Source organism: Thermus sediminis (assembly GCF_003426945.1).
Taxonomy (GTDB): Bacteria; Deinococcota; Deinococci; order Deinococcales; family Thermaceae; genus Thermus; species Thermus sediminis.
Window position 1 is genome coordinate 37,933 of record NZ_QURO01000003.1, and the last position, 23,566, is coordinate 61,498.

The 23,566-nt window shown below is 64.4% G+C and carries 25 protein-coding genes; 9 read left to right on the plus strand and 16 right to left on the minus strand.

The window, feature by feature from the left end; genetic code table 11:
* Positions 1 to 7: 7 nt before the first annotated feature.
* From ATI37_RS00485 to ATI37_RS00515, 6 genes are all read right to left on the minus strand, one after another.
* Positions 8 to 1,180 carry a restriction endonuclease subunit S gene (locus ATI37_RS00485; RefSeq protein WP_198665470.1) on the minus strand — a complete coding sequence of 391 codons (1,173 nt, stop codon included), beginning with the start codon at positions 1,178 to 1,180 and terminating at the stop codon, positions 8 to 10.
* On the minus strand, positions 1,128 to 1,358 hold the full coding sequence (locus tag ATI37_RS11630; protein WP_198665471.1) for a hypothetical protein: 231 nt from the start codon (positions 1,356 to 1,358) through the stop codon (positions 1,128 to 1,130). Before ATI37_RS11630 ends, ATI37_RS00485 begins: the two co-directional genes overlap by 53 nt.
* Before the next feature lie 461 nt (positions 1,359 to 1,819).
* Positions 1,820 to 3,340, minus strand: a complete 1,521-nt coding sequence (locus tag ATI37_RS00495; RefSeq protein ID WP_117236635.1) for an N-6 DNA methylase — start codon at positions 3,338 to 3,340, stop codon at positions 1,820 to 1,822.
* Positions 3,341 to 3,349: 9 nt separating this feature from the next.
* A complete protein-coding gene (gene hsdR / locus ATI37_RS00500) occupies positions 3,350 to 6,001 on the minus strand; it encodes an EcoAI/FtnUII family type I restriction enzme subunit R (RefSeq protein ID WP_117236636.1) in 2,652 nt (883 codons plus the stop codon).
* An 866-nt stretch (positions 6,002 to 6,867) separates the two neighbouring features.
* On the minus strand, positions 6,868 to 7,086 hold the full coding sequence (locus ATI37_RS00510) for a DUF4926 domain-containing protein (RefSeq protein WP_198665472.1): 219 nt from the start codon (positions 7,084 to 7,086) through the stop codon (positions 6,868 to 6,870).
* The gene (locus ATI37_RS00515; RefSeq protein WP_117236638.1) at positions 7,083 to 7,403 is read right to left on the minus strand and encodes a DUF6883 domain-containing protein; all 321 of its coding nucleotides are present in this window, start codon (positions 7,401 to 7,403) and stop codon (positions 7,083 to 7,085) included. Before ATI37_RS00515 ends, ATI37_RS00510 begins: the two co-directional genes overlap by 4 nt.
* A gap of 113 nt (positions 7,404 to 7,516) precedes the next feature.
* On the opposite strand from ATI37_RS00515, the gene ATI37_RS12345 reads away from it, so the two are divergent.
* On the plus strand, positions 7,517 to 7,642 hold the full coding sequence (locus ATI37_RS12345) for a hypothetical protein (protein WP_269801858.1): 126 nt from the start codon (positions 7,517 to 7,519) through the stop codon (positions 7,640 to 7,642).
* A 58-nt stretch (positions 7,643 to 7,700) separates the two neighbouring features.
* Here the strand turns inward: ATI37_RS12345 and ATI37_RS00520 are convergent, their stop codons facing one another.
* Positions 7,701 to 8,657 carry a tyrosine-type recombinase/integrase gene (locus ATI37_RS00520; protein WP_117236639.1) on the minus strand — a complete coding sequence of 319 codons (957 nt, stop codon included), beginning with the start codon at positions 8,655 to 8,657 and terminating at the stop codon, positions 7,701 to 7,703.
* 2,082 nt (positions 8,658 to 10,739) lie between these two features.
* Here ATI37_RS00520 and ATI37_RS12350 point away from each other — a divergent pair.
* Together ATI37_RS12350 and ATI37_RS00530 are read left to right on the plus strand one after the other, a co-directional pair.
* Positions 10,740 to 10,865 (plus strand): hypothetical protein, encoded by a 126-nt coding sequence (locus tag ATI37_RS12350; RefSeq protein ID WP_269801859.1) that lies wholly within the window; start codon positions 10,740 to 10,742, stop codon positions 10,863 to 10,865.
* Positions 10,866 to 10,914: 49 nt separating this feature from the next.
* Positions 10,915 to 12,213, plus strand: coding sequence for an AAA family ATPase (locus tag ATI37_RS00530; RefSeq protein WP_117236640.1), 1,299 nt, complete (start codon positions 10,915 to 10,917; stop codon positions 12,211 to 12,213).
* A 53-nt stretch (positions 12,214 to 12,266) separates the two neighbouring features.
* Here the strand turns inward: ATI37_RS00530 and ATI37_RS00535 are convergent, their stop codons facing one another.
* Together ATI37_RS00535 and ATI37_RS00540 are read right to left on the minus strand one after the other, a co-directional pair.
* Positions 12,267 to 12,899 (minus strand): hypothetical protein, encoded by a 633-nt coding sequence (locus ATI37_RS00535; protein ID WP_198665473.1) that lies wholly within the window; start codon positions 12,897 to 12,899, stop codon positions 12,267 to 12,269.
* The gene (locus ATI37_RS00540; RefSeq protein WP_117236642.1) at positions 12,868 to 13,278 is read right to left on the minus strand and encodes a DUF6788 family protein; all 411 of its coding nucleotides are present in this window, start codon (positions 13,276 to 13,278) and stop codon (positions 12,868 to 12,870) included. The genes ATI37_RS00535 and ATI37_RS00540 overlap by 32 nt, the downstream gene beginning before the upstream one ends.
* A gap of 17 nt (positions 13,279 to 13,295) precedes the next feature.
* Between ATI37_RS00540 and ATI37_RS00545 the strand changes: the two genes are divergently transcribed.
* On the plus strand, positions 13,296 to 14,081 hold the full coding sequence (locus ATI37_RS00545; RefSeq protein ID WP_117236643.1) for a DUF1385 domain-containing protein: 786 nt from the start codon (positions 13,296 to 13,298) through the stop codon (positions 14,079 to 14,081).
* Between the two features lie 235 nt (positions 14,082 to 14,316).
* On the opposite strand, the gene ATI37_RS00550 is transcribed toward ATI37_RS00545, so the two are convergent.
* The 4 genes from ATI37_RS00550 to ATI37_RS11545 all read right to left on the minus strand — a co-directional run bounded on the left by ATI37_RS00550 (position 14,317) and on the right by ATI37_RS11545 (position 15,677).
* The gene (locus ATI37_RS00550) at positions 14,317 to 14,721 is read right to left on the minus strand and encodes a DUF2227 family putative metal-binding protein (protein WP_157969066.1); all 405 of its coding nucleotides are present in this window, start codon (positions 14,719 to 14,721) and stop codon (positions 14,317 to 14,319) included.
* A gap of 161 nt (positions 14,722 to 14,882) precedes the next feature.
* Positions 14,883 to 15,092, minus strand: a complete 210-nt coding sequence (locus ATI37_RS00555) for a hypothetical protein (protein ID WP_117236645.1) — start codon at positions 15,090 to 15,092, stop codon at positions 14,883 to 14,885.
* Between the two features lie 94 nt (positions 15,093 to 15,186).
* Positions 15,187 to 15,414 (minus strand): helix-turn-helix domain-containing protein, encoded by a 228-nt coding sequence (locus ATI37_RS00560; RefSeq protein ID WP_117236646.1) that lies wholly within the window; start codon positions 15,412 to 15,414, stop codon positions 15,187 to 15,189.
* A complete protein-coding gene (locus ATI37_RS11545; RefSeq protein WP_157969067.1) occupies positions 15,402 to 15,677 on the minus strand; it encodes a hypothetical protein in 276 nt (91 codons plus the stop codon). Before ATI37_RS11545 ends, ATI37_RS00560 begins: the two co-directional genes overlap by 13 nt.
* Before the next feature lie 382 nt (positions 15,678 to 16,059).
* Between ATI37_RS11545 and ATI37_RS00565 the strand changes: the two genes are divergently transcribed.
* The 3 genes from ATI37_RS00565 to ATI37_RS11860 all read left to right on the plus strand — a co-directional run bounded on the left by ATI37_RS00565 (position 16,060) and on the right by ATI37_RS11860 (position 17,465).
* The gene (locus tag ATI37_RS00565) at positions 16,060 to 16,368 is read left to right on the plus strand and encodes a DUF2283 domain-containing protein (RefSeq protein WP_117236669.1); all 309 of its coding nucleotides are present in this window, start codon (positions 16,060 to 16,062) and stop codon (positions 16,366 to 16,368) included.
* A gap of 124 nt (positions 16,369 to 16,492) precedes the next feature.
* A complete protein-coding gene (locus tag ATI37_RS11855) occupies positions 16,493 to 17,068 on the plus strand; it encodes a hypothetical protein (protein ID WP_232822398.1) in 576 nt (191 codons plus the stop codon).
* Between the two features lie 100 nt (positions 17,069 to 17,168).
* On the plus strand, positions 17,169 to 17,465 hold the full coding sequence (locus ATI37_RS11860; RefSeq protein ID WP_232822399.1) for a hypothetical protein: 297 nt from the start codon (positions 17,169 to 17,171) through the stop codon (positions 17,463 to 17,465).
* 716 nt (positions 17,466 to 18,181) lie between these two features.
* On the opposite strand, the gene ATI37_RS11635 is transcribed toward ATI37_RS11860, so the two are convergent.
* Positions 18,182 to 19,801: a hypothetical protein gene (locus ATI37_RS11635; protein WP_198665474.1), complete on the minus strand. Its 1,620-nt coding sequence runs from the start codon at positions 19,799 to 19,801 to the stop codon at positions 18,182 to 18,184.
* A gap of 451 nt (positions 19,802 to 20,252) precedes the next feature.
* The gene (locus tag ATI37_RS11865; RefSeq protein WP_232822400.1) at positions 20,253 to 22,157 is read right to left on the minus strand and encodes a phospholipase D-like domain-containing protein; all 1,905 of its coding nucleotides are present in this window, start codon (positions 22,155 to 22,157) and stop codon (positions 20,253 to 20,255) included.
* Between the two features lie 280 nt (positions 22,158 to 22,437).
* On the opposite strand from ATI37_RS11865, the gene ATI37_RS00590 reads away from it, so the two are divergent.
* Together ATI37_RS00590 and ATI37_RS00595 are read left to right on the plus strand one after the other, a co-directional pair.
* A complete protein-coding gene (locus tag ATI37_RS00590) occupies positions 22,438 to 22,680 on the plus strand; it encodes a DUF433 domain-containing protein (protein ID WP_117236670.1) in 243 nt (80 codons plus the stop codon).
* 20 nt (positions 22,681 to 22,700) lie between these two features.
* Positions 22,701 to 23,066 (plus strand): DUF5615 family PIN-like protein, encoded by a 366-nt coding sequence (locus ATI37_RS00595; protein ID WP_198665475.1) that lies wholly within the window; start codon positions 22,701 to 22,703, stop codon positions 23,064 to 23,066.
* A 240-nt stretch (positions 23,067 to 23,306) separates the two neighbouring features.
* Here the strand turns inward: ATI37_RS00595 and ATI37_RS00600 are convergent, their stop codons facing one another.
* On the minus strand, positions 23,307 to 23,552 hold the full coding sequence (locus ATI37_RS00600) for a hypothetical protein (RefSeq protein WP_117236648.1): 246 nt from the start codon (positions 23,550 to 23,552) through the stop codon (positions 23,307 to 23,309).
* Positions 23,553 to 23,566 lie beyond the last annotated feature (14 nt).

A 23,566-nucleotide genomic window follows, 5' to 3' on the forward strand; every position in this document is an offset into this window, starting at 1 on the left:
GAAGGTATTACAATTCCCCTCGAAAGGCCTTGTCCAAAATCGCCTGCTCCAGACAGCCAAGCTCCTGATCAGTCTCAGCCTGGGCTTCTTTTAGGGCGTGGAGTTTTCCCCACACTGCCTCAATCCGCGCCACGATGCGGCGCTGCTCTTCAAGGGGTGGGAGGGGGAGAGCGATTTGCTTGATTTTGCTTAGGCGAAGGGATGGATATGCAGGATTGTCAACATATTCGGACATATCAATTGTGCGTAGCCAGTAAAAGATCCAAAGTGAATCGACACCGGGATCGGGGGATACGGCAGCCAAATGAGAAACGATGTAGGCATCTACTCCCAAAACTGCACGAGAATTGGTTAAGATGGCGGCACCGCTTTTTGGAAAGAGAATGGCCCCCTTTGGGGCTTTAACAAGTGGCAATTCTTCTACCGCTCTTTCGTTAACTCTATCCGCAGTTTCCTTAAGATCTGTCGTTATCCCGTGCCGTCCTAAGTCTTGGACACGAACGAAGGGAAATTTGCCTTGTTCAAAATATTCCCTCCCTTGCGGCGCTGGCGAACCGCTGAATATCTTCGCCACCTCCCCCAATCTCACCCAGCGCCAGCCTTCGGGAAGTGCTGAGCCGGGGCGGGGGAAAGTGTGGGCGAGGACGGACTGCCAGAGGCGCTCGGCATCCCTTTGGGCTTCTTGTCGCAGGCGGCGTGCCTCCCGCACCCGGCCCATCAGCTCCTCAATCCGCGCCACGATGCGGCGCTGCTCTTCAAGGGGTGGGAGGGGGAGAGCGATTTGCTTGATTTTGCTTAGGCGAAGGGATGGATATGCAGGATTGTCAACATATTCGGACATATCAATTGTGCGTAGCCAGTAAAAGATCCAAAGTGAATCGACACCGGGATCGGGGGATACGGCAGCCAAATGAGAAACGATGTAGGCATCTACTCCCAAAACTGCACGAGAATTGGTTAAGATGGCGGCACCGCTTTTTGGAAAGAGAATGGCCCCCTTTGGGGCTTTAACAAGTGGCAATTCTTCTACCGCTCTTTCGTTAACTCTATCCGCAGTTTCCTTAAGATCTGTCGTTATCCCGTGCCGTCCTAAGTCTTGGACACGAACGAAGGGAAATTTGCCTTGTTCAAAATATTCCCTCCCTTGCGGCGCTGGCGAACCGCTGAATATCTTCGCCACCTCCCCCAATCTCACCCAGCGCCAGCCTTCGGGAAGCTTGTATGGTCCCTCCGTCATCGGCAACCTCCTTGATGAAGAGATTGTTCCACAGGTCATCCTCTCCTACCCGGAACGGGTTTTCTCTATCCAGGTGCCAGCGCAGGGGGTTCGTGGAGATGTATTCGCGGATGCGGCTCAAAGATTCTTCATCCCGGATAATGTGTTCGTAATAATTGCGTTGCCACAATCGCCCTCGGTAGGGTGGCCATCCGGATGTTTTGACCCTTCGAATGTATTCCACCGTGACGCGGGATTTGAACGCGCCGACCACATGTCCCACCGTAGGGGCAACCCTTGTGGTTGCCCCAGCAGGGGCAGGCACGAGGCCTGCCCCTACGTGTTGGGTTATGACAAGGATGCCGTGGATGTAGTTGGGCATAACCAATGAATGCGTCCAATGCTATGTGAGGAAACCGTTCCGGTATTCTTTCCCATTCGGCTACCACCAGGCGCCCAGCATCATTTAATCGCATTTCCCCATCCACCACATCACCAAATTGGCATGCTCGGTCCTGCGTGCAAATGATCACAAAGTAGGCGCCGGGCTGGCTATAATCGTAACCCTTAAGCCGAATGGACCGGCGATGGTGTCTTTCGGGATTAAAGCGCATCGCTATCCCTCCCTGTGGTGTTGTTCCCCAGTAACTCGTATAGTTCCTCTACGATGCTCAGTATCCCCCGCTCCTTCTCCATCAGCTGAGCAACAATCTCCATCGGCAGCGGGAAGGTGTTGGCTTCCCTGCGGTTCGGATTGCGGGCGGTGAGGTCGTAGCCCCGCTGCTTGATCTCCTCCACGGGAACGATCCAGGAGCGCTCGGAGAGGCAGGCCTCGCACGGACCCTGACGACCCTGACGTTTGCGGTAAGCGTCCCATGCTTTCCAAAGCCGGCGCGCCTCCTCAAAGTGTTCGTCTTGAATGGGGCTTCCCTTGCTGAACTTTTTCAAACCCTCGGGCAGAGGCAGTTCGTAATACCAGATCTCCTTTGTGGGGCCGGGCCGCTCAAAGAAGAGAAGTGCGGTCTTGACATCGGAGTAGGGTGCGAAGGTACCAGGGGGAAGGCTAACGATGGTATGGAGATTGAATTGCTCTAAGAGGTCCCGCTTGACTTCGGCAAATGCTCCCCCGCGGAAGAGGGTTCCTTCGGGCACGACCATTCCGCAGCGGGCGCCTTCCTTGAGCTTGAGCTTTTTCATGATGTGCTGGAGGAAGAGGAGCTCGGTGGCTGAGGACGGCACCGGAAAGTTGGCCTGGATGTGGTGACCTTCTTTGCCGCCGAAGGGGGGATTGGTGAGTACCACGTCGAAGCCCTCTGAGACCTGGCGAATGTTTTCCTCCAGGGTGTTTCGGCGACGGATCTGCGGGGCGGTGATACCGTGGAGAACCATGTTCATTAGGCCTAAAAGGGACGGGATAGGCTTTTTCTCTTGTCCGAAGAAGGTGCGCTCCTGAAGCGTCCGGTGGTCTTCGATGGTGCGTTCTTTGCGCTTCATGTGTAGGTACGCTTCGACGAGGAAGCCACAGGAGCCGCAGGCGGGATCGTAGACGGTTTCACCGATCTTGGGGTTGACCAGCTCCACTACGAAGCGCACCACCGGCCGTGGCGTGTAGAACTCGCCCGCCATGCGATTCTCACTACCCAGCCGGCGAAGAAGCTCTTCGTACACCTGAGAAACGGTGAAAATATCATCCTGGCTATGGAAGTCGATTCCATTCAGAATCTGCAGCACTTCCTTTAGGTTGTAGCCGGAGGCACACACGATGACATTTCGGTCCGCAAAGACGCTGCGGATAGTCTCGCGCAGCGGGTCACCGCTAAGGCTTCGCAAGTAGGGGATGAGGCGGTCATGGACGAACTTCAGCAAGCGGTCAGCGGGCCAATCCTGAGTAGCCCAAGCTTTCCACCGGAACTCACGATCCAGGATGGGGGTATACTCGCGTCTGGCGAGTTTCGCCTGCATTTCCCATTCGTCCTCTTGGGCATCCAGGAAGCGGAGGAATAGGAGCCAAGCCAAGTGCTCGATGTACTCCATGATGCCACCGCAGTTGTTGTCGCGGCGGAGGATATCGCAGGCTCGCCAGATTTCGTTGGCAAGGGATTCTCGGGTTTGCGGTCCGTTCATGGTATTACCTCACTCAGCGTAGAGTCGTCTTCGCATTTCCCTCAGAGACTGACCGAGTGACTCTTCACCGCCGAACCACCCGCTAATTTTTGCGGCACCGCCCCACTCTCGGAAAGGTGAGACACTGAAGATCTCCGGCTCCAGCTGCTCAATGCCGCCGATTCGGTATTTGTCGAGAAGCTCCAGGATGACCTTGCGAGCATCTTCCTTGTAAGCGGCAATGAAGGCTTGGTCACGGTTTCGGAACGCGGCAGCCCGCTCACTGCGGGTATGAACGGGACTGCCGAAAGCGAGGTGGCTGAGCAGGTCAAAAGCGTCCGCCTCCGGTTGTCCAAGCACTTCTGCAAGCACCTCGGGATGGATGCCAGAATCGCGCAGCTCCTGTAGGAAAGCCCGGCGGCGACTGCTATCTACCCAGATCTCCCGCAGGGCTGTACGGCTGTCGGCAGCCTGTAGGATGCAGCGTTTGGTGTAGTCGTAGTATTGCTCGAGCGTGAGCTGCTCACCCGTAGACTCGATCAGAAATATCGCCTCATCGGCAATGCTCACCTCGAGCCCTTCCACCCGAATCTTTCCGCCCTTTTCCCTCGCAGGCTTGAGGCCTATGGCTTCCAGAATCGTCTGGTCTGCCACCGTTTCCACGCCGATAGTGCGGCTCACAAAGCCCGTGGCGCTCACTATGAGCTGGAGTTTGCCAGCGGGAAGTTGGTCAAAACGGAAATGGCCTTTCTCGTCAGTCAGGATTGGGCCTCGCTGGCTGTTGGGTCCGGTTCGAACGCTTACTCGTGCACCGACGATGGGCTCGTTTGTGTCGGCATGAAACACTACTCCTTCTAAGACGGCAGTCTGTGGGCCCTGAGGCGGCTCTGGTGGCGCCAGAGGAGGACGATCCCATTCATCAAAGAGGCGGGTGGCGCCCGTGTAGTCAATGATACGGAACCAGTACTTATCCGTAGCCGGGTCTATCCGGCTGCCCCGTCCAATGATCTGCTTGAAGAGGATCGGCGAAGAGAGGGTCTTCATGAATACGATGTTCCGGCATGCGGGCACATCTACGCCGGTGGAGAGCAGCTCGGCGGTGGTGGCGACGACCGGCGCTGGCTTGCTAGAATCCGCAAATGCCTCCAAGGCCCTGCGACCTTCCTCACCTTCCTCTGAGACAATGGGCACAGCGTAGTTGGAAAGGCCTGTCTCCGGACCGAACTCATCCTGGAGGAGGCGGGCCACCAACCGCGCATGCTCCATGTCTACGCAGAAGACCATGGTCTTTTCCATCTTCCCAAATCGCCGCAGAAGTCCAGCAAGGTGCTTGACCATGGCGCGGGTCCGGTCAGGAAGGGTGATCTCTCTTTCGAACTGGGGTGTTGTGTAGACCTCGCGCGGTTCCACCTCTTCAGGGATAAAGACTTCCGCTCCCTGTTCTATGGCTTCCTGAAGATGCAAGCCACTTACATCCACAGTCGTTCGCACCCGATGCACTTTATAGGTGGCCAGGAAGCCGTCCTCGATCCCCTGCCCCAAGCTGTATTGGTACGCTGGTGGCCTCCAAGTGCCCCGCTTTGGATTACCTGCGTCAATGGGAACCTCAGGTTCTTCAGCACAGAAGTAGGCATAGGTATCCACATTCTCATCCTGTCTGGGCGTAGCGGTCATGCCGAGGTGGATCGCGGATCCGAAGTGATCGAGGATCTCGCGCCAGGTACCAAAACCCGACCGGTGGCACTCGTCGACGATGACGAGGTCGAAGAAGTTCTGCGGAAACTTCTCAAAGAGGCGTTGCCCTTTCTCGTCAGGGCTCCAGAGGGTTTGGTAGATGCCAAAGTAGAGATCCCGGGTCAGGTTCGGCGGGTGGCCCTCGATCTTGAAGCGGGGCTCGCTAGTGCCGTCGGCGAAAGGGGCGAAGGTGTTGTAGGCCTGGTCGCGGAGCACTACACGGTCCGCTAGGAAGAGGATGCGACCCGGGCGCTCTGGGTGACGACGCTGCAGCCAGCCGGACTTGACGAGCTTCCACACGACTTGGAAGGCCACAAAGGTCTTGCCTGTGCCCGTAGCCATGGTGAGGAGGACTCGCTTGCGCCCCAACATGAGACGTTTGACGACTTCGCGGATGGCGACCTCTTGGAAATAAAAGAGCTTCTTTCCACATTTGCTCTCGGGACAGTAGGGATGTAGCAGTGGATTTTCCCTCTCCGCTGTGCCGTATACGGCGGGGGTCTCAGCGACGCGGGGTGTATCCATTAGCCCCGCGTTCTGCAGCCATCGGTCCCACAATTCCTTAGGGCTTGGGAACCGCTCGATCTCCCGGCTTGAATTGGTGAAGAAATCGAATTCGATGATTCGATGTCCGTTGGTGGCATAGGCGAAGGCGAGGCCCAGATCCCTGGCGTAACGCTTGGTCTGCTCGAGTCCCGCCTCCGCGGGCTCCGACTCAGCCTTGGCCTCCACGACGGCGATCGGAAAGGCATCGGAGAGTCGAAGCAGGTAATCCACCTTGCGGGAGTCGCCCCTCCGAACGCGGTCGCCAACCAGGATTACCCGGCCCTGCGTGTACTGATGGTCTCGCTGATAGTAGTACTCCCGCCTGACCTGCGCATCGTTCCAGCCCGCATCTTTTAGCTTAGGATCAATAAGGGTTGCTCTTGTGTCGGCCTCATTCCTCATGCAGCGGTCTCCATGGACCAGTGGCTGTTACGAACTCGGTCGGTGACGTATTCGTCCTTCTGGAACACGTCCTCTTCCGAGGCTTGTGTGCTATCGTGCGCCCTCCGTTCTCTGCTTCATGCCAGCGCTCCGGGGTGGGGGGGTGCCCGGCGGGTACGGCGCTGGGACTTTGCTCGGGCAGTGATCAGGTCGTACCCGGCCTCACCATGCTATAATGATCCTAACAGGCTTGTCAATGCTGGTGGCTGCTGAGCTTCCCCCTCATGTTCCGACAAGCTGAGGCGGCAGCAAGCGGCACCGCCAGGTTTGCAAGGCTTCGCCCAAGGCCGCCCGCCATTGGGCCAGGGGAAAGCGGCCAGGCGCCTTCAAGAGGTTCATTTGGGGTAGGGGCCCCAAAGCGGAGGAAAAGGCCAGAATAGTCCCGCCCCTTACGCCACCCGACCCCCCCTTTTTCCCGTTGCCACCTCCCCCGCATGACCTCCCCAATCACCCTCCCCAACGCATAGGCCAACGCCAAAAGCCGCAGCGTCTTATCGGCGCTCTCCTGCGTCTTGCGCATCAGGTGGACCATCCCCAACCGGCGCTTCAGGTCCTGAAAGGCTTCCTCCATCTTCATCCGCTCCCGGTACACCCCAAGGAGTTCCTCACAAGGGGGGTGGAGCTATGAGGTAGCACACAAAGGTATTACAGACTTCCAGAGCCACAGGCTCCGCGAGCGCGGATTCGGCCCAGGCCGGGGAGCGCCGCCGCAGGAATCCGCCGAGCGCGCTGGGGCGTTCGCTGGGGCTCGAGCGCGCAGGCGCAAAAGGGCGAACCCGGCGCTCCAGCCGGGGACCAGGAGTTTCCTAGGGCTAAAGGGAGGGCCCTCAGGCGGTCTTGGCCCGTAGGAGGGCGGGGCCCCTCAAGGGCTCCACCTCCTCCTCGGCGAGGTCCAGGAGGGCCAGGGTGTTCCCCTCATGGTCCACGAACTCCACCATGTAGCCGCCCTTGGGGTAGACCAGGACCACGGTCCCCACATCCCCCGCCTCGAGGCCCCATTCCCTTTTGTCCCGCTTGAGGACCACCAGGTCGTGCTCTCGGATCATCGCCCCCTCCACGGGTACGCCGTCACCAAACGGGCCACCTCTCCCTTAAGGTACCAGACGCTCTGGAGTAAGACCTCCTGCCTGGGCCCACGGAGGGAACCCCTAAGGACCAGGACGAGCCCCTGGCCCAGGTAGCCGGGCTGTCGGCTCACCTCCTGAGCCTCCTCGGCGTGCTGGAGCAAGGCAGCCTCCAACGCCTCCGGAGCCTGCGGGGAAAAACCCAAGGCCATAAAGAAGCGGGCCTTGCTACCCCCCTCGGGATGTTGGGGGTTGAGGAGATAGGCGACCAGCTTATCCCTGGGCACGAAGAAGCGCACAGGGGAAGTCTACCAGCTCAAAACTTGCACTTATGCACCTTGAGAACAGTTATGCTCGGAGGACCACTTGAAGGAGGCCTCCTGGTTCTCGTCCGATGGCGGGTGGCACGCGGATGGTCCGGTCCCTGCTCTCGGCCATTCTGGCCCAACTGCCAAGCCTCCTCCTCTGGAAATCCCTCAAGGCCCTTCTCCTTCTGTTCGTCCAGAGCCACGGCAAGGCCGGACCCCAGCGCAGCTAGACCAAGTCCCCCCGGCGGTGGGCCCACGACCCCGGGCCATCCCTCAGGACCCCTCCCCCTACTCCCACCCCTGGGCCACCCGCTTGATGCCCACGAAGTAGGCCACCTTCTCCTTGGGGTAGCCCCTTTGGAGGAGCCTCCGCACCGCCCGGTAGCGGAGGGCGAGGGCCTTGTTCTCCACGTGGTCCAGCCCCGCGTGCTTGAAGAGGGAGCGCACCAGGGGGACCAGGGCCCCCAGGCTCCAGGGCTTGCCCCGCTCCGGCCCCTCGGAGGTGCGGAGGAAGAGGTGGGGGTAGGGGATGGGGTGGAGGCTGGCCAGGTAGTCCCGCAAGGGGAGCCATTCCTCCAAGGCCTCCCGGGCCTCGGGGGAGAGGGGGACCTCCCGGGCCCGCCGGCCCCGGACGAGGAGGCTCTCCCCCCGGTAGTCCCGCCGCCAGAGGTCCATGGCCTCCCGGTAGTCCAGCCCCGTCTCCCCTATAAAGGGGATGAAGGCCTGGAGGAAGGGGCGGTGGTGGGCCACGGGGAAGGTGGGGATGGCCTCTAGGAGCCGCTCGTAGTCCTCCTCAGGGAGGGCGAGGTCGGTGCGGGTGGGCTCCCCGGGGCGGTCGGGCCACTCCAGGGCCTGGGGCCAGCCCACCCCGGCCCAGTCCAGGAAGCGGGCGAAGAGGCGGAGGGCGGCCACCACCCGGATGAGGCTCCGCTCCTGGTAGGGCCTGGGGGAGGGGGCAAGGGGGTTGCCCTTGGTGAGGAGCTCCCGGAGGAAGGCCTTCAGGTCCCCCGGCTCCAGCCTGGGCCACCGCCTCCCCTCCCGCTGGAGGTAGAAGAGGAAGGCCTCCACCAGGGCCCGGTCCGCATAATCCCCCTTCCGCCCCCGCCTCTTCACGAAGGCCTCCAGGCCCGCCAACAAGACCCCCCGGTCCCCCCGCTCCAGGGCCTCCCTCACCAGGGCCCTCCGCCCCTCGGGGTCGTCCCAGGGGTCCAGGCCCAGGCCTGCGGGCTTCCCAACTTCACCCATCGGCTTTCATTTTACCCCCCACCCCCCTCCGCCGTCCACCGCCCCGTAGCTAAGACTTTCCCCTCCCCCCTCCCCATGGAGTTTTCCCCTTCCCCATGCCCCTGCCCAGCCTTGTCCCATCCGTTGGGGATCGGAGGCAAGGGGTGGGGAGAGGGCAAAAGTGAAGAAGTGTGGTGATGTTGAAGAAGGGCGGTGCCCTAGATACAAAGCAGGGACCTTGGTAGGGGCTTGTATCTAGGAAAACCAGGGGCTTGCCCCGCCCTTCTGGTCTAGGCCCCCGCTTGTGCTCGCCTCGGAAACCTCGCCCAAACCCTCCCCGTGGCCGGGCCGGGGTGGGGGGGCCGTTTGGATGACCTCGTTCACCCCTTCCCACGACGGAGCGGAGCACCGGGGGGAGCGCCCGAAACGGGAAGCGGAACGGAGGGCATAAGGGCGGAATAGTAAGCGGTCGGCCCCCAGGGCCTCGGTCAGCCCCAGAGGGGCTACCTTGCGGCAGACTCCTGGGCTCCGGGGTGGGAGGGTGGGGGAGGCTGTGGCGGGCAGAATGGGGGAGGGGAGCAAGCACCTCGGCGGAAGGCAGGGCGAAACGGGACCCCGAACAAGGGGCGGAACACTTGGATGGGGGAAGAGAACGGGAGCGGAACGGGGGACGGAACGGGAGGTGGAACGCCGGGTGGGACAGCGGAACAGGCGGAACGGGGAGCGGAACAAGAGTGGAAGCCTCGGCAGAAGGAGCGGAACAGGAGAGCGGAACGGGTGGGACGGGACCCGGAACACCCGGAACAAGGGGTGGAGCAAGGGGCGGAACCGGGGATGGAACAGGTGGAACAGGGGGCGGAACACTCAGAAGGGGAAGCGGAACACCGAAACGAGGAGCGGAACAGGAGTGGGACGCCCGGCGGAACACCCGGAAGGGGGAACGGAACAGCGGTTCATTTGGGGTGTGGGCCCAAAGCGGTGGAACACCCGGCGAAGGGGTGGAACGAGGGGTGGAACAGCCGGTGGAACATCTTACCCAGGTTAGGGAGGCGGAACGGGCGGTCCACCTGGGGTGGGAGCCCTCGAGGGAAGCTTCCCGGTCAGCCTTAGGAGGTTCTCATGTGGAGGCGAGCCTCGCGGGTGAGTGCGGGGTCCTGGTGCATGAAGGGGGGTCTTGGTTAGCCCCAAGGGGGCTATCTTGCGGGGCAAAGCGGCAAATACCCCAGGGAGGTAAGGGGGGAGAAGGAGGGGGAGAATGGGGCTGGCATTGACGCGAAGACGGCAAAGGGGGAAAAGATGAACATTCCGGGTTTCTATTTACACACTGACGCGTCATAGTAAAAAGGTTTCTTCTTGTCCTAGAGGGTATTCCTCCTGTGACGCTACTTGTCAATCTAGAATTTGCGCGTCAAGATGCGTCAATGCTACATTCAAAGTGGGTCTTGGACGGGAAAAGTCGTTTTTATATGACAGGTGCGCGTCAATGTGGTATCTTTCTGGTTTGACGGGCATTGACACGAGTGCACTGGCAAGGCTCCTCGGGGTGTCCCAGAGGGGGGTATACTGCTTGTTGGCAGCCTATGAGCGGCTTTATGGCAGACTTCCTCTTCTGAACAAGCGCAGGTGGATCCCTAGAGGAGGCTATAGCGGAAGAAGCTCATCTCCGACAACGGAGCTCGCCTCACGGGCTCCATCCGGGTCTTCCCCCGCCACGTCCAGCTCCATCGGAGGGTGAGGAGCAAAGAGACAACGGACAAGCTGAAGAGCCTTCTTTAGACCAAAAGGGCCCGCATCCTTTCCGCCATCGTCTCCACCGCCCCTATGTGAGCCTCACCTACGAGGTGGAGCGCCCGGACCCATAGCCAAGGTAGGGGCTATCTTGCGAGCCTACCCCCGGCGCTGGTCGCAGGCCTCCGCTCCTCCGTCGGCCTCGCCCTGGGGACGAGGGCAGGGAAGGTTGTTCCACCAGGTGTTGTTCCGCCCCTCCGCCCTTTAGGAAAAGGGCGCTCAGGTTGATTGGCACCTAAGACGAGATCCCGATCGGCAGGAGTTGCCTATGGGAACGCCCGGGCGATATAGGAAAGTCAACCCAGGGGGATTGCTATGGGAAACAACGTCAGCTTTAGCGACCAGGAGAAGTGGGAGAAGGGCGAGGAGACGCGCTACACCTCCTCCATCATCGCCAAGCAGGTTCTGGTGGGCGCAAGGAAAGCGGAGTCCCCCTTCTAGGGGAGAGGAGGGCGGGGCCCTGGCGGGCCCTGCCCATTAGGCTAGAAGTATGTTGGCAACCATCACAGCGGTCAACCTCCTCCTCTCCCTTGGGGTGGCCTACCTCCTCGCCAAGGAGGGCTTGGACCCCTTGAAGGTGCTCGTGCTCCTCTACTTCGGGGGGGCCCTCCTCTACCCCTACACCTATCCTTCCTGGCCTGCGGGCGCGGCGGGGGTGGCCAGGGGGCTGAGCCTCGTCGTCCTCGTGACGGCCCTGGGCCTCGCCATCCTCGCATACGCCAAGACGGGTTACGTGGGGCCGGGATACCTCTACCTCCTCGCCCTCCTCTTCCCCGCCCTGGGGTACTGGCCGGATGCGGTGGAGGCCCTCGAGGCCAGGCTCTTCCGGGGGAGGCGGGCCCTAGGCAGGGGCAGGGGAGAAGGGCGGGTGGAGGTGAGCCGGGCGGTGGAGGAGCCCAAGGACCCGCCCCTGGAGCGGGTGGAAGCCCGGGTCAAGGGCCAAGTGCTGGGCCAGGACGAGGCCCTGGAGGCGGTCTTCCGCGGCCTCAAGCGGAGGGCCGCGGGCTTGGGGCGGCCCGGCAAGCCCTTCAGCGCCCTTCTTCTGGGGCCCACGGGCACGGGGAAGACGGAGTTTGCCAAGGCCCTGGCCGAGGCCATGGGGCGTCCTCTGGTGCGCTACGACATGAACCAGTACGGCCAGGACCACACCATGGCCGCCCTGGTGGGGAGCCCCCCGGGCTACATAGGCTCCGAGGAGCCCGGCAAGCTCTACCGGGACCTGGTGGCGCACCCTCGAGGGGTCTTCCTTTTTGACGAGATGGAGAAGGCCCACCCCAGGGTCTACGACCCCCTCATCCAGCTCCTGGACGAGGGGCGGTTCCAGGAGCTCTCCAAGAGCTTGGTGGCCTACGCCCCGGAGGCTATCCTCCTCTTTACCTCCAACCTCATGGCGGAGGAGGCCTTCTACGGGGGGAGCCTTGGGGAAAACCTCCGGGAGCGCCTGGTGCAGAAGGGGCTGAGGCCGGAGTGGGTGAACCGCCTGGACGTGATCGCCGCCTTCAAGCCCTTCTCGGGCCAGGCCCTGGAGAGGCTCGCCGCCAAGGTGGTGCGGGACTACGTGGAGGGGTGGGCTCGGCGGGCCGGGGTGCGGGAGGTTCGGGTGGACGAAGGGGTGGTGCCCCTCATCCTTCGGCGGGTGGACGTCCGCTTCGGGGCAAGGGACCTGCAACGGGCGGTGGAGGAGCTGGTGGCCGACGCCCTGGCGGAGGCCTACCTGAGGGCGGGGGGCAAGGTGAGAAGGGTAGAGGTCCTCCGGCGGGAGGACGAGGTGGTGGTGGCCCTGGAGTAGGGAGGGGGAAGGAGGTGAAAGATGGCCTTCTTCCACCGGGGTGCTTGCCCCCTTCAGCCTAGGGGCTTGTCTGGCCTCGAGGGCCTAGGGTCGTTTTGGATGGAGCCCACCAAGTCCCCTACCACGCCCCGCAGCACGCTCTCCCACCCCGGCGTGAAAAGGAGGTCGCCCCAGTCCCTGGGGTATCTCAGGCTGGCCAGGGCTTCCCCTGCTGCCCAGCGCGCGGCCTCCTTGGCCATGAGCTGGGCCCCGTTCGGGTTGATGAGGGCGTAGGCCACGAGGACCAGCCCCAGCCCTGCCAAGGCTCCCTGGAGGGGCCCCTTAATCAGGCTCCCGACCCCACCCTCGCTAAGAAGGCTATCCCGAACCACATCAGGCTGGTTATGACCGGGTCCATGGCTCCTCACCGGAAAACGCCACCGGTACAGGGTGGCCCCTCCGTTTGGGGTGCGCTTGCTCCTGGCGTCTGCGCTAAGCAGGCGCTCCTCGTACTCCCCCTCGGCGATGAGCTCGTAGAGGATCTTCTCCCCCGTGCGCACCTCCCGGCACGTCCGCCCCCCCACCCGGAATGCGTCGGATAGGTAGACGGGCTCCTTGTGCCGCACTTCCACCACCAGGGCGTCCTTGAAGAACCTGATGGAGATGGGCACCACCTTAGACCTGGGTTGGACCAGCATCCCGCTCACCTTCCTCCATGCTATTGAAAAGCTTCAGGAGTCGCTCCCTCTCCTGGCGCAGGAGGGCGAGCCTCTTGCCGAGGCGCCTCAGCTCCCTCCAGCCCCCAGCCTTGGCCTCGTCGGGGAGCCCCTTGCCCAGGTACCTCTCCTCCTGCCGGCCCCCCTCAGGGAGGTCTGAGGGAAGCCACCGGTAGCGGTAGAAGTAGGGCCCGTGGGGCTTGCGCTCCGTCCCCTTGGTCCTGGCGCACCAGCAGTTCGCTTTCCCGCACCGCACCCACTTGACCCTGACCCCGGGGTAGAGCCGGCGGATCTCCTCCTCCACCCGGGCAAGCTCCGCCTCGAGGGCCTGAAGGCGGAGCTCCGCTTCGCTTCTGGGTAAGAGGCGCATGCGCCTATGATAGGCCCGTGCGTTTCCTTGGCGGCGAGTCCCTTCCTGGAGGCGTTTACCTTGCGGATGGCAGGCGGTGCGCCCTGGCCCTGGAGGGGCCAGGGGGTGTGGAGGTGGAGGTCTTTCCGGCCCCCTTTCCCCGGACGCCCCGGTTCCTCCGGGCCTTCACCTCCCTGGCTTACGCCCTGGGGCTCCACCTTCGGGCCTACCTGCGGGCCATGGAGAGGGCGGCCAAGGGGGGTGAGGGGGAGAGGCCCATGAACCTCCTCGAGGGGGTTCTCGCCCTCCTCCTCATCCTCCTCAACCTGGCCTTGGTCCTGGGCCTGGTCCTCCTGAGCCGGAAGGCCGGGGAGGCCGTGGTCCATCCCTTTCTGGGTAAGACGCTGGCCCTCCTCCTCCCTTTTCTGGCCCTCCTCCTCGCCCTCCGCCTCCTCCTCAGCCTCATGGGCGGGGACGTCCTGCGGAAGCACGCCGCCGAGCACCAGGTGGTCCACCTGGTGGAGCGGGGGCTACCCCTGACCCTCGAGGGGGCGAGGGGGATGCCCCGCCTCCACTCCCGGTGTAGCTTTAACCTCCTGGGGCTCTCCTTCCTCTTCTTCCTTCCCCTGGGGTTCCTCCTTCCCCTTTGGCTCGCCCTTCCCCTCTCCTTCCTCCTAGCCTACGAGGCGACCACCGCCTTCCCGGCCCTGGCCCCCTTGGGCTACCCCCTCCAGAGCCTCTTCCTGGGCCCCCCGAGGGATAGGGACCTGGAGGTGGCCCTGGCGGCCGCCAGGGCCCTCCTGGGTGAGGAGGTTTCTGGGTAAGACGGGGGGAAACCGAAATCCCCACCCCTCGCGCTGGAGCCCCTCCTGTCCTACTGCAGGATCCTCCGCAAAAGGCCCATGCCCCTCGCTATGGTCCTCTTTGGGGCCCCTCCCCCAAATGAACCGTGGCGAGGTTAAGGACGTCCGCTTTGGGATCCCTTCCCCCAGATAAAGCCCTGGAAGAGGCGGCTTAGACCAGGCGGAACTCCTCCTTGTCTTGGACCAGATGGGCCCACTAGGAGAAGAGGTATCCCAAGAGGAGGGGGAGGGCCACCTCCCACTTGAGGACCGGAGCGAGGAGGAGCTTGGGGTCTATCCCCAGGGTTATGAGGAGGAAGAAGGGGGGGAGGAAGAGGTAGAGAAGGCGGGAGAGGGGACCGTAAACCCAGGAGTGGGACGCCCCTCGGTGGAGGTGGAGGGCCCGGTAGGGCTCCCAGAGGAGGGACAGGGGGCCCCACCGCCTCGAGGGCCGGGAATCGGGGAGGTCTAGGTCCGGAGAGAGGTACAGGGTGCCCACCACCCCTCCCGCCAGGTAGAGGAGGGAGACCTGGGGCGCCCCCTCAGGAAAGAAGACCGAGAGGATCGGGGCCGTCCAGGCCAGGTGGAAGAGGGTGAGGCGCTCGTGGGTCCTGCCGTCCACGCCACCATTGTAGGTGGCGGCCCTGTTATCCTGAAAGCAATCTTCTTCCAGAACTCGAGGGGCTCCTCGGGCCTACGGAGGAGGAGCTTGCAGGCGTAGGGGAAGGGCTTGTCCGCCTTTTTGACCGCTTCGGCCAGGGCCTCCTCCACGGCCTCCCCTCCCTAGGCCTCCACCCAGGAGCGCACCTCGGGAAGCCAGGAGGCCAGGACCGCCCCCTCCTGGTCCCGGCCGTGCTTCTTGGCCGCTAGGGCGGCCTGGACCAGGACCCCGGGGGCCTTGGCGGCCAGGGGCTGGGCCAGCTTGGGGAGGCTTTTGCCGGCGAAGTAGAGGAGGCCCTTTAGGTGGGGGTGGGCCTCGGCGAGGGAGGCCACGGGGCTTTGGGCCTTGGGCTTCTCCGCCCGCTTCCGCTTGGGCTTCTCCGCCTCCCCTGAGGGTTCTGGGAAGAGGGGCCGGCGCGGGAGGGGCCTAGGGGAACTCCAGGGCGATAGCCAAGCGGTACAGCCCGTTCGCCTTCTCCACCAGGCCCCGCTGCACCAGGGGGGAGAGGGCCCGGTAGGCCCCCGCCATGCTGAAGCCCAAGGCCTCCATCACCTCCCCCAGGCTGGCCTCCCCCTTGGAGAGGTAGAGGAGGGCCCGGTACTCCCGCTCCCTTAGGCTTAGGTCTGCCAGCTCCCAAAGCTTCATGCGCTCCATGGATTGACCCTCCAAGAGGCTTCGTCATCGCGCTTTTGCAGAATCTGAGAAAGTGCCCCTCTCAAGGCGTTCTCGTAAGTTCCTTTCTCATCGCACTCTTGCAGAATCTGAAACTCACAAAGGCTTTCTCCATCGCACTTTTGCAGAATCTGGGAGAGAGTTGCAGAATCTGCAAAAGCGCCTTCCTCAAGGGCTTTTAGTGAGCCCTGTAGGCTACGGAAGGGAAGGGGGTCCTCCAGTTTCTGCAAGAAGCCCTTTGCCATGCGCTCCTCCTTGGGGCCCCGAGGGGGCCCTCCTAGTCTAGGGGGAGGTGGGGTGGAGGCTTCGCTCCTGTCTTACCCAGGAAGGCTGGGAACCTGGGTAAGACAGGTAAGGAGGGTCACCGACCTCCCTAGAAGATGCTTCCGGGGAACCTGGGTAAGATGCACGCCCCCCAAGGGGCCAGGCCCTCGAGGGCCTTCAGCCTCCCCGCGAGGACCGCCCGCCCCCGTCTTGCCCAGGAAGATCGGGAACCTGGGTAAGACAGGGGCCCCGGCACCCCCCACCCACCCCATGGTGGGGCCCTCGAGCCCCACCCCCTCTTCAGAGGCCCCCGAGCCGCTCCTGCAAGGCCTGGAAGGGCGCGGGTACAATGCCAAAGAGGGCATGAGGATCACCTACGACCGGGAAGCGGACGCCCTTTACATCGCCTTCGGAGAGGGAGCGGCCACCGTGGAGGAGGTGGCCGAGGGGATCGCCCTGGACCGGGACGGCGAGGGCAGGCTCCTGGGGATTGAGATCCTGGACGCCAGCAAGCGCCTCCCCCTCGAGGCCCTCAGGTGCTTCGCCTCGGAAGGGGAGAGGTTGAAGGCCGCCCCGGGCCTGAAGGTGCTGGAGCGGGCGGGAAAGGCCCAGGTGGACCCGGGGGCCCTCGAGGCCCTGGAGGAGGGCCGGCGTGAGCCCGGTCGCCCCTGAAATGGGCCCCACCAGGACCCCACTCCCCTCGAGATAAGGGCGCTTGGAGAGGACCCTCCTGCTCTGGGTACAGGATCTTCCGGGTGGCCTCCGCCAGGACCGAAGGAGAACTTAGCCTATAGGCATGCGCCCGTCCGGGCTCCAAGCCCTGAGGTCCAGACGCCTGAGCACCCTCCTCCTGGTTGGGGGGCTTTCCCTCATTGCCCTCGCCGGCATTCTAAAGGTGCACCCCCTCTCAGGGGTCCTCCCCCTCCTCTTTGCCCTCTTCAGCATAGGGGCCTACAGGAGCCTCGCGGGCGAGACCGTGAGGGAGGAGGTGGCAAGGCGGCTAGGACTGGAGTCCCTCCCCGAGGCCGAGAGGGAAGGGCTTGGCCCACCCCTTCTCAAGGGCGAACCCGAATGGGGAGGGGAGCTCCGAGGGGAAGTCCTGGGCGTCCCTTTCCGGCGCCTCGAGGTGGGAGTCTGGGGGGCAAGGCGGTTTGGGAGGGTGGGCTACGGCTTTTCCGGGGTCCTTTATGTGCTGGCCCTCCCCCGATCCCTCCCCGACCTCCACGTGGCCCCCCGGGGCTTCCCCACCTACCCAAGCCCCGGGGCTTCCCCACCTACCCAAGGGAGAGGTGGCCCTTTGTCCTGGGCTTCTTGGGGCTTCTCGCCATCGCCCTGGTCCTCCTTGACCGGCACCTCTCGGGCCTCCCCGTGATGGCCCGAGGGCATTCCCCCTTCTTCTCCTGACCTTTCCCTTCTTCTTCCTCTACCTCCTGGCCGCTTGGCGGGTGGCCACGGCGGAGCTTGGAAGGAGGGTGGAGCTTGGGGGGGAACTCCGGCGGCACTTCCGCGCTTGGGGCTACACCGGCCCCATCGGCCCCCAAGACCCCCTTGGCCGGGCCCTAGGGCGCCTCCGGGAGCTCGGGCCCTTCTGGCTTCGGGTGGAGGGGGAGGAAGCCCATCTCGCCCTCCTCAGGGAAGCCTTCCCCACGGACCCCCTGCTTTCCCCGGAAAGGGCCTTGGGACAGGGGGTGGAGTGGGTAAGAAGGGAACTCGAGGCCCTGGCGGAACTCGTGAGGGCCCTGGGGATGGAGGAAGAGCTCTGGGAGTAGAGAAGGAGCAGGAGAGGCTCGAGGGGCTCCGAGGTCCTCGAGGAGGGACAGCGTGAACTTGGTTCCCCCTCGAGGGGATACCCCGCCCAGGATCTCCCGGAAGGTCTTCGCCGGGACCAAGGGCCCCCCGAACCCTGGGGGCCAAGGTGAGCCCCCTTCCCCCGAACTGCGGGAGCTTGGGGGGGCCACCACCCGGGCTCCTCCGGCCTCCGCTTAAGGGGAAGGGGACCCCAAATAGGCCACGGAAGGTAGAGCGAGGGGGTAGGGTGGGGGAGCGGGACACATGTGGGACACATGCGGGACATGCCCTCTGCGCGCTGCACCATCTGGCTCTCCCTCGCCATGATGAATGGGCAAGAGCGTCATGCGCAAAAGGGGGCTTTTAGGCGCGGGCCCCAGGCTTCCCGCGCGAAAGCCTACCTCCGCGCACAAAAGGGCCTCCCTGAGGAGTCCGGGTGCATAGAGTTGCCGGGGATCTCCGAGGATTCCCACATAAACCCCGTAAGGGGAGGCGGGGAGGAGACCGCCTTCAGGAGGTGGAAAGGTATGCAGGGAAGCTCCCCTAGTCTGAAGTGGTCAAGGCCGCCTAGCCCGTGAAGACCTCCCGCACCCCGGGTGTCTAGCGGGGAGTGGTCCGTGAGGGTGGGAGCGCTCTTGGGAGGCCAGAGACCAATGGGCCGCCTTCACAGCAACTCTAGGCCCCAGAACCCCTCCCCTCAGGGGGAAGTGAGGATGGTGCCCAAAGCCCCTACCGCCACAAAGCGGCCATTCCCGTAGGTGACGCCATTGAGGTCCTCATTCCTCCCCGAGTCCCGCTGCGTCCAGTTCACCCCGTCCGGGGAGGTGAGGATGGTGCCCCCAGGCCCCACCGCCACAAAGAGGCCATTCCCGTAGGTAACGCCCCTAAGGTTCGCCCTCGTCCCCGAGTCCCGCCGCGTCCAGTTCTCCCCGTCCGGGGAGGTGAGGATGACGCCACCTTGCTGCGACACCCCCGCCGCCACAAAGAGATCAGACCCGTGGGTGACACCATAGAGGGTCTCGTTCGTCCCCGAATCCCGCCGCGTCCAGTTCTCCCCGTCCGGGGAGGTAAGGATGACGCCACTTCGCAACACCCCCCCCACCGCCACAAAGCGACCGGACCCGTAGGTGACGCCCCAAAGCGATAGGGCCATCCCCGAGGCCGTCCGCGTCCAGTTCTCCCCGTCCGGGGAGGTGAGGATGATGCCCAAACTCCCCACCGCCACAAAGAGGCCATTCCCGTAGGTGACGCCCTGAAGCTCCTTGTCCGTCCCCGAGCGCCGCTCCGTCCAGTTCACCCCGTCCGGGGAGGTGAGGATGATGCCCAAACCCCCCACCGCCACAAAGAGGCCATTCCCGTAGGTGACGCCCCAAAGCCATCGTTGCGTGCCCGAGTCCCGCTCCGTCCAGTTCACCCCGTCCGGGGAGGTGAGGATGGTGCCCCCATCCCCCACCGCCACAAAGAGGCCATTCCCGTAGGTGACGCCCCAAAGCCATCGTTGCGTGCCCGAGTCCCGCTCCGTCCAAGTGGTACCGCCCGCGGCCGTCACCGTAAGGCTCAGGCTCGCCGTCCTGGTCAGGCTCCCCGAGACCGCCTGGACCTGCAGGTTGTAGGTCCCCGTGGCCACACCGCTGGCCACATTGACGGTGAGGGTCTGGGTCACAGGGGTGTTGGGGTCCGACACGTTCACCGTGGTGGGGGGGAGGGTCACCCCCGGGGGAGCCCCCACCAGGCTCAGGTCCACCGTCCCCGTGAACCCCCCCTGCGGGGTAAGGGTGAGCTGGGTGGTGCCGCTGCCTCCCTGCTGCACGGTGAGGCTCGTGGGGTTGAGGCTCAGAGTGAAGTCGGGGGCCGGGGGTGGGGCCGTCACCGTAAGGCTCAGGCTCGCCGTCCTGGTCAGGCTCCCCGAGACCGCCTGGACCTGCAGGTTGTAGGTCCCCGTGGCCACACCGCTGGCCACATTGACGGTGAGGGTCTGGGTCACAGGGGTGTTGGGGTCCGACACGTTCACCGTGGTGGGGGGGAGGGTCACCCCCGGGGGAGCCCCCACCAGGCTCAGGTCCACCGTCCCCGTGAACCCCCCCTGCGGGGTAAGGGTGAGCTGGGTGGTGCCGCTGCCTCCCTGCTGCACGGTGAGGCTCGTGGGGTTGAGGCTGATGGTGAAGCTGGGGGTAGAGCCGCCACCTCCACCGCTGCCACCACCGCCGCCGCCATCTCCACCGCCACCACCGCCACTCCCGCCCGTCTGCCCTCCACACGCGGAGAGGAGAAGGGCCAGCCCCAAGGAGAGGGCCAGAAGCCTAAACGCGCCGTTCATAGTCCACCTCCTCTTGACAGCGATTTTAGCAGAACCTGGAAGGGCTCGCATTAGGTAACCGGGGCTTGGGAAGGGAGGCTCCTCCCTACCTTGGCCAGCCTCCCCTGAGGGGGTCCAAAGCCCATGGAGGGGGTGGGGGTTCTCCATGGGAATCCCTTCGGATGGGAAAACCTCTCTGTTGCAGGCGGTAACTGGCGGTAAGGCGGGGCCCATTGGAGTTGCCATCTCGCCGGGCGGTCCAGGGAGGGGCCTCTCCCGCCTCGCCTTGGCCGGGACCTCCGTGTAGGAAAGCTTGTTCCACGCACAAAAGAGCGGCCAAGCAAAGGGAGGCGGGGAGGAGGTCCCCTCCAGGGGGTGGAAAGGTATGCGAGATTCCCCTGGAGGTTCTCCAGGCCGCCTAGGCCCCTCCCGAAAACCCCCTTAGAACGGCCTGTAAGGGGAGTCCGGCCCCTCATCCCCTCTTCCTAAAGGGCCACAGGGAAAGCCCAAGAAGCCCCATGCGCCTAAGGGGCTCAGCCCGGAGGACCAGGTACTCCCCACGGCTCTCCTCGGCGCACCACCCGGGGAGCTCTTTGGCGTAGGCCTTGGCGGTCTCCTCCCCGGGGGTCTTCACCCAGACCTCACCCCCCTCGAGGCGATAGGGGTGCTTGGAGAGGACCTTCCGCACCAGCTCCCGCACCTCCTCCAGGTAGCGGGCGCTCTCCTCCTCGGCGGTGTAGGTCCTCACCCAGGGGGGCACCCGGCCCAGGAGCTCCCGGAAGGCCTCCGCCAGAACCGAGGTGGCGGCCTCCAGCCAGTCCTCCCTCTCCCCCAGGGCCTCCCGGACCCTAGGGGCCAGGGCCCGGAAGAAGCGGTCCCCCACCGTGAGGAGGAGGCGCTGGGCCTCGGCGTGCACCCGCTTGGCCCGGTCCTGGGGCAGCACGGCGTCCGTGTAGACCAGAAGGGCCCGCTTGCGCACCTCGTCCGGGAGCCTGTAGCTCTGGGAGGCGTTCAGCGAAAGGACCACGGGCGCCTTGGGGGGACCGAGGAACTCGTAGTCCCCCTTGATGAGGCTCTCCCCTGGGTTCCGCACCTGGAGGAGGCTCACATCGTCGTAGACCACGGGGAAGCGGGAGAGGGCCCTGAGGGCCTCCACCCTCTCCTTGGTGAAGTCCTTCCCGGGCTGCATCCCCACCTCCAGCCCGGCCATGCTCTTGAGGGCGAAGCGGAGAAAGCTGGTCTTGCCGGTGTTGCTCTTGCCGTAGACCACCGCCCACAGGGGGTAGGCGTGGGGCGGGAGACCTTCCAGGTGGGCCCGGTGAAGAAGACTCGCCATGTAGGGGGAGGCGTAAAGCCAGGCCAGAAGCCGGAAGAAGGCCTCCGTCTGCCTAAGGGCGTCGTCCCGCTCCAGGAAGTGGCGCTCGTAGCCGGAGAGGAAGGCCAGGATGGCCTCGGCGTCCTCCCGCACCCCCGGCGCCTCCAGGGAGAGGAAGGGGCGGAGCTCCCCTTGGAGGAGAACCCCCTCCTCGGTGAGGTCCAGGAGGGGCGCCTCCTCCTCCTGGGAGAGGGGAAGGCGCCGTGCCACCTCGAGGCCCTTCCTCCCCAGGGTGAAGACCTTGGCCTCGCCCTTCCTCTTGGCCTCCGCCGCCTGGGCGATGGCCTGGGCCGCCCTGCGCTTGGGAGCGGGCAGGCACTCCACCCGCATCACCGCGGGAACCTCCACCTCCCTCACCGCCAGGACCACCTCCCGCCCTGCCGCCCCCTCCAGGAGGGGAAGCTCGTGGGGCTTTGCCTCCCGGAGGAGGAGCTCCGGGCGCAAGGGGTCGCTCTCCCCCCGCACCGCCTCGTAGAGGGCCTCGAGGGTTCGGAAGGCCTCCTCCCCCTCGAAGCGGAGGGCGAACTCCAGCTGGGAGAACTCGCCCGTCTCCAGGGCCCGCTCCGAGAGGTTGGGGCTCCCCAGGAGGGCCCAGCGCGTCCCGTCCGCCTCCTCCACCAGGAAGAGCTTGGCGTGGGAGGGCCTCCGGGAGAGGAGAAATCTCAGCTTCCCCAGCCGGGCCTTCTCCGCAAGCCTCTCCTCCTCCCCCTCCCACACCACCCGGAGGCTCCGGGCGACCTCCTCCTGCACCAAGAACTGCACCTCGAGAAGCCGCTGGAAGGCCCCCTCGAGGGGAAGGGCCGTCTCGTAGCCGAAGACCACCTCCAGCTCCTCCACCTCCCGGCTCAGGCGGGCAAGCAGCCTCGCCGAAGCCGAGTGGGTGAGGACCCTTAAGCGCCTAGCCCCCTCCAGCTCCTCCAAGGAGAAGGAGGCAGGCCCCAGGAGCTCCGCCCGGAAGACCTGGAGGCCGAAGAGGTTTCCCATAAAGAGCGGATCGTGCATCCTCCCTCCTTCAGATGGAACTGCATCGTTCCCATCCTAGATGGGGCCTTCCCGCCCCCAGGGATGGGGTGCGGCGAGGCTAGAACAACTGGGGGGCGAAGCCCCCGCTTGGTAACTCGCCGCGAAACAGAGGATAGGTTCAGAGGAGGTCCTGGACCTTTTTGGCCCTTTCTTCGAGAGTTTCCAGAGCCCCTGGCCCAAATGAACCGCTTTGGGGCCCCTACCCCAAGTGAACCGCCTATGCGTGTCTACCGTTTCTTTGGGGACTAAAATGGGGAAGATGCCTCGCTTCACTCGGATCACCGTCAACCCCGAACAGATGGACGGCGTGCCTTGTATCCGCCGCCTCAGGATCCCCGTGGCCACGGTGGTGGGCATGGTGGCCGAGGGGATGGATATGGCAGAGATCCTGGAAGCCTATCCGGACCTCGAGGCCGAGGACATTCGGGAGGCCCTCCGCTACGCGGCCCTGGCGGTCCAGGAGCGGGAGCTCCCCCCGGTCAGGCCGGAGTCCGCCCGGTAGGGTGAGCCTTGAGGTTCCTGGTGGACAACCCCCTGTCTCCCAGGGTGGCGGAGGCGCTCCGGCAGGCCGGGCACGACGCCGTTCACGTGCGGGAGTACGGGCTTCAGGCCGCCCTTGACCTGGAGATCTTCGAGCGGGCGGCGGAGGAGGGCCGGATCCTGGTCTCTGCCGACACCGACTTCGGAACCCTACTGGCCCAGCGCGCCGCCTCCCATCCTTCCGTGGTCCTATTCCGGCTCTCCGCGGGGCGGAGGCCCGAGTTCCAGGCCGCCCTGCTCCTGGAGAACCTCTCCCAGATCGCGGAGGACCTGGAGCGGGGGTGCGTGGCGGTCTTTGAGGACGACCGCATCCGCATCCGGCGGTTGCCCCTTTTCCAGCGGGACTGAGCGCCTTCCGCTTTGGGGCCCCTACCCCAAATGAACCGCCACCTCTTCGGGTCACCGCGGAATCACGCGACCCTTCAGGACGTACACGGAGGATAGGTTCCGCTAAACAACACCCTCCTCCTTCGCCTTTCCCACCTCCACCCGCCGCACCACCGCGGGGAGGTCTTCCTCGGTGAGGCCCGCCTCGAGGAGATACCGCCGCCCTGGGGGTTGGGAAAGGACCGGGTTCCCAGTGCCCCGTTACCTAAAGAGCAGGAGCAACATCGCCGCCGCCGCCGAAAGAAGGGCCACCCACCGCCACAGGGCGAGACTCTGCCTCAAGCGGGCCATCTCTTGCTGAAGGGAGGCAGGTTCGCGCTCCAGTCGCGCAAGCAGCTCCTTGAGCCGATCCCTTTCCGCTTGAACCGCCTTAACCTCCGCCTGGACCTTCTCCAGTTGGTAGCGGTGGTCTTGGTGATGGAGAGCGAGCTCCTGCTCCAGTTGCACAAGCCTTTCCTTGA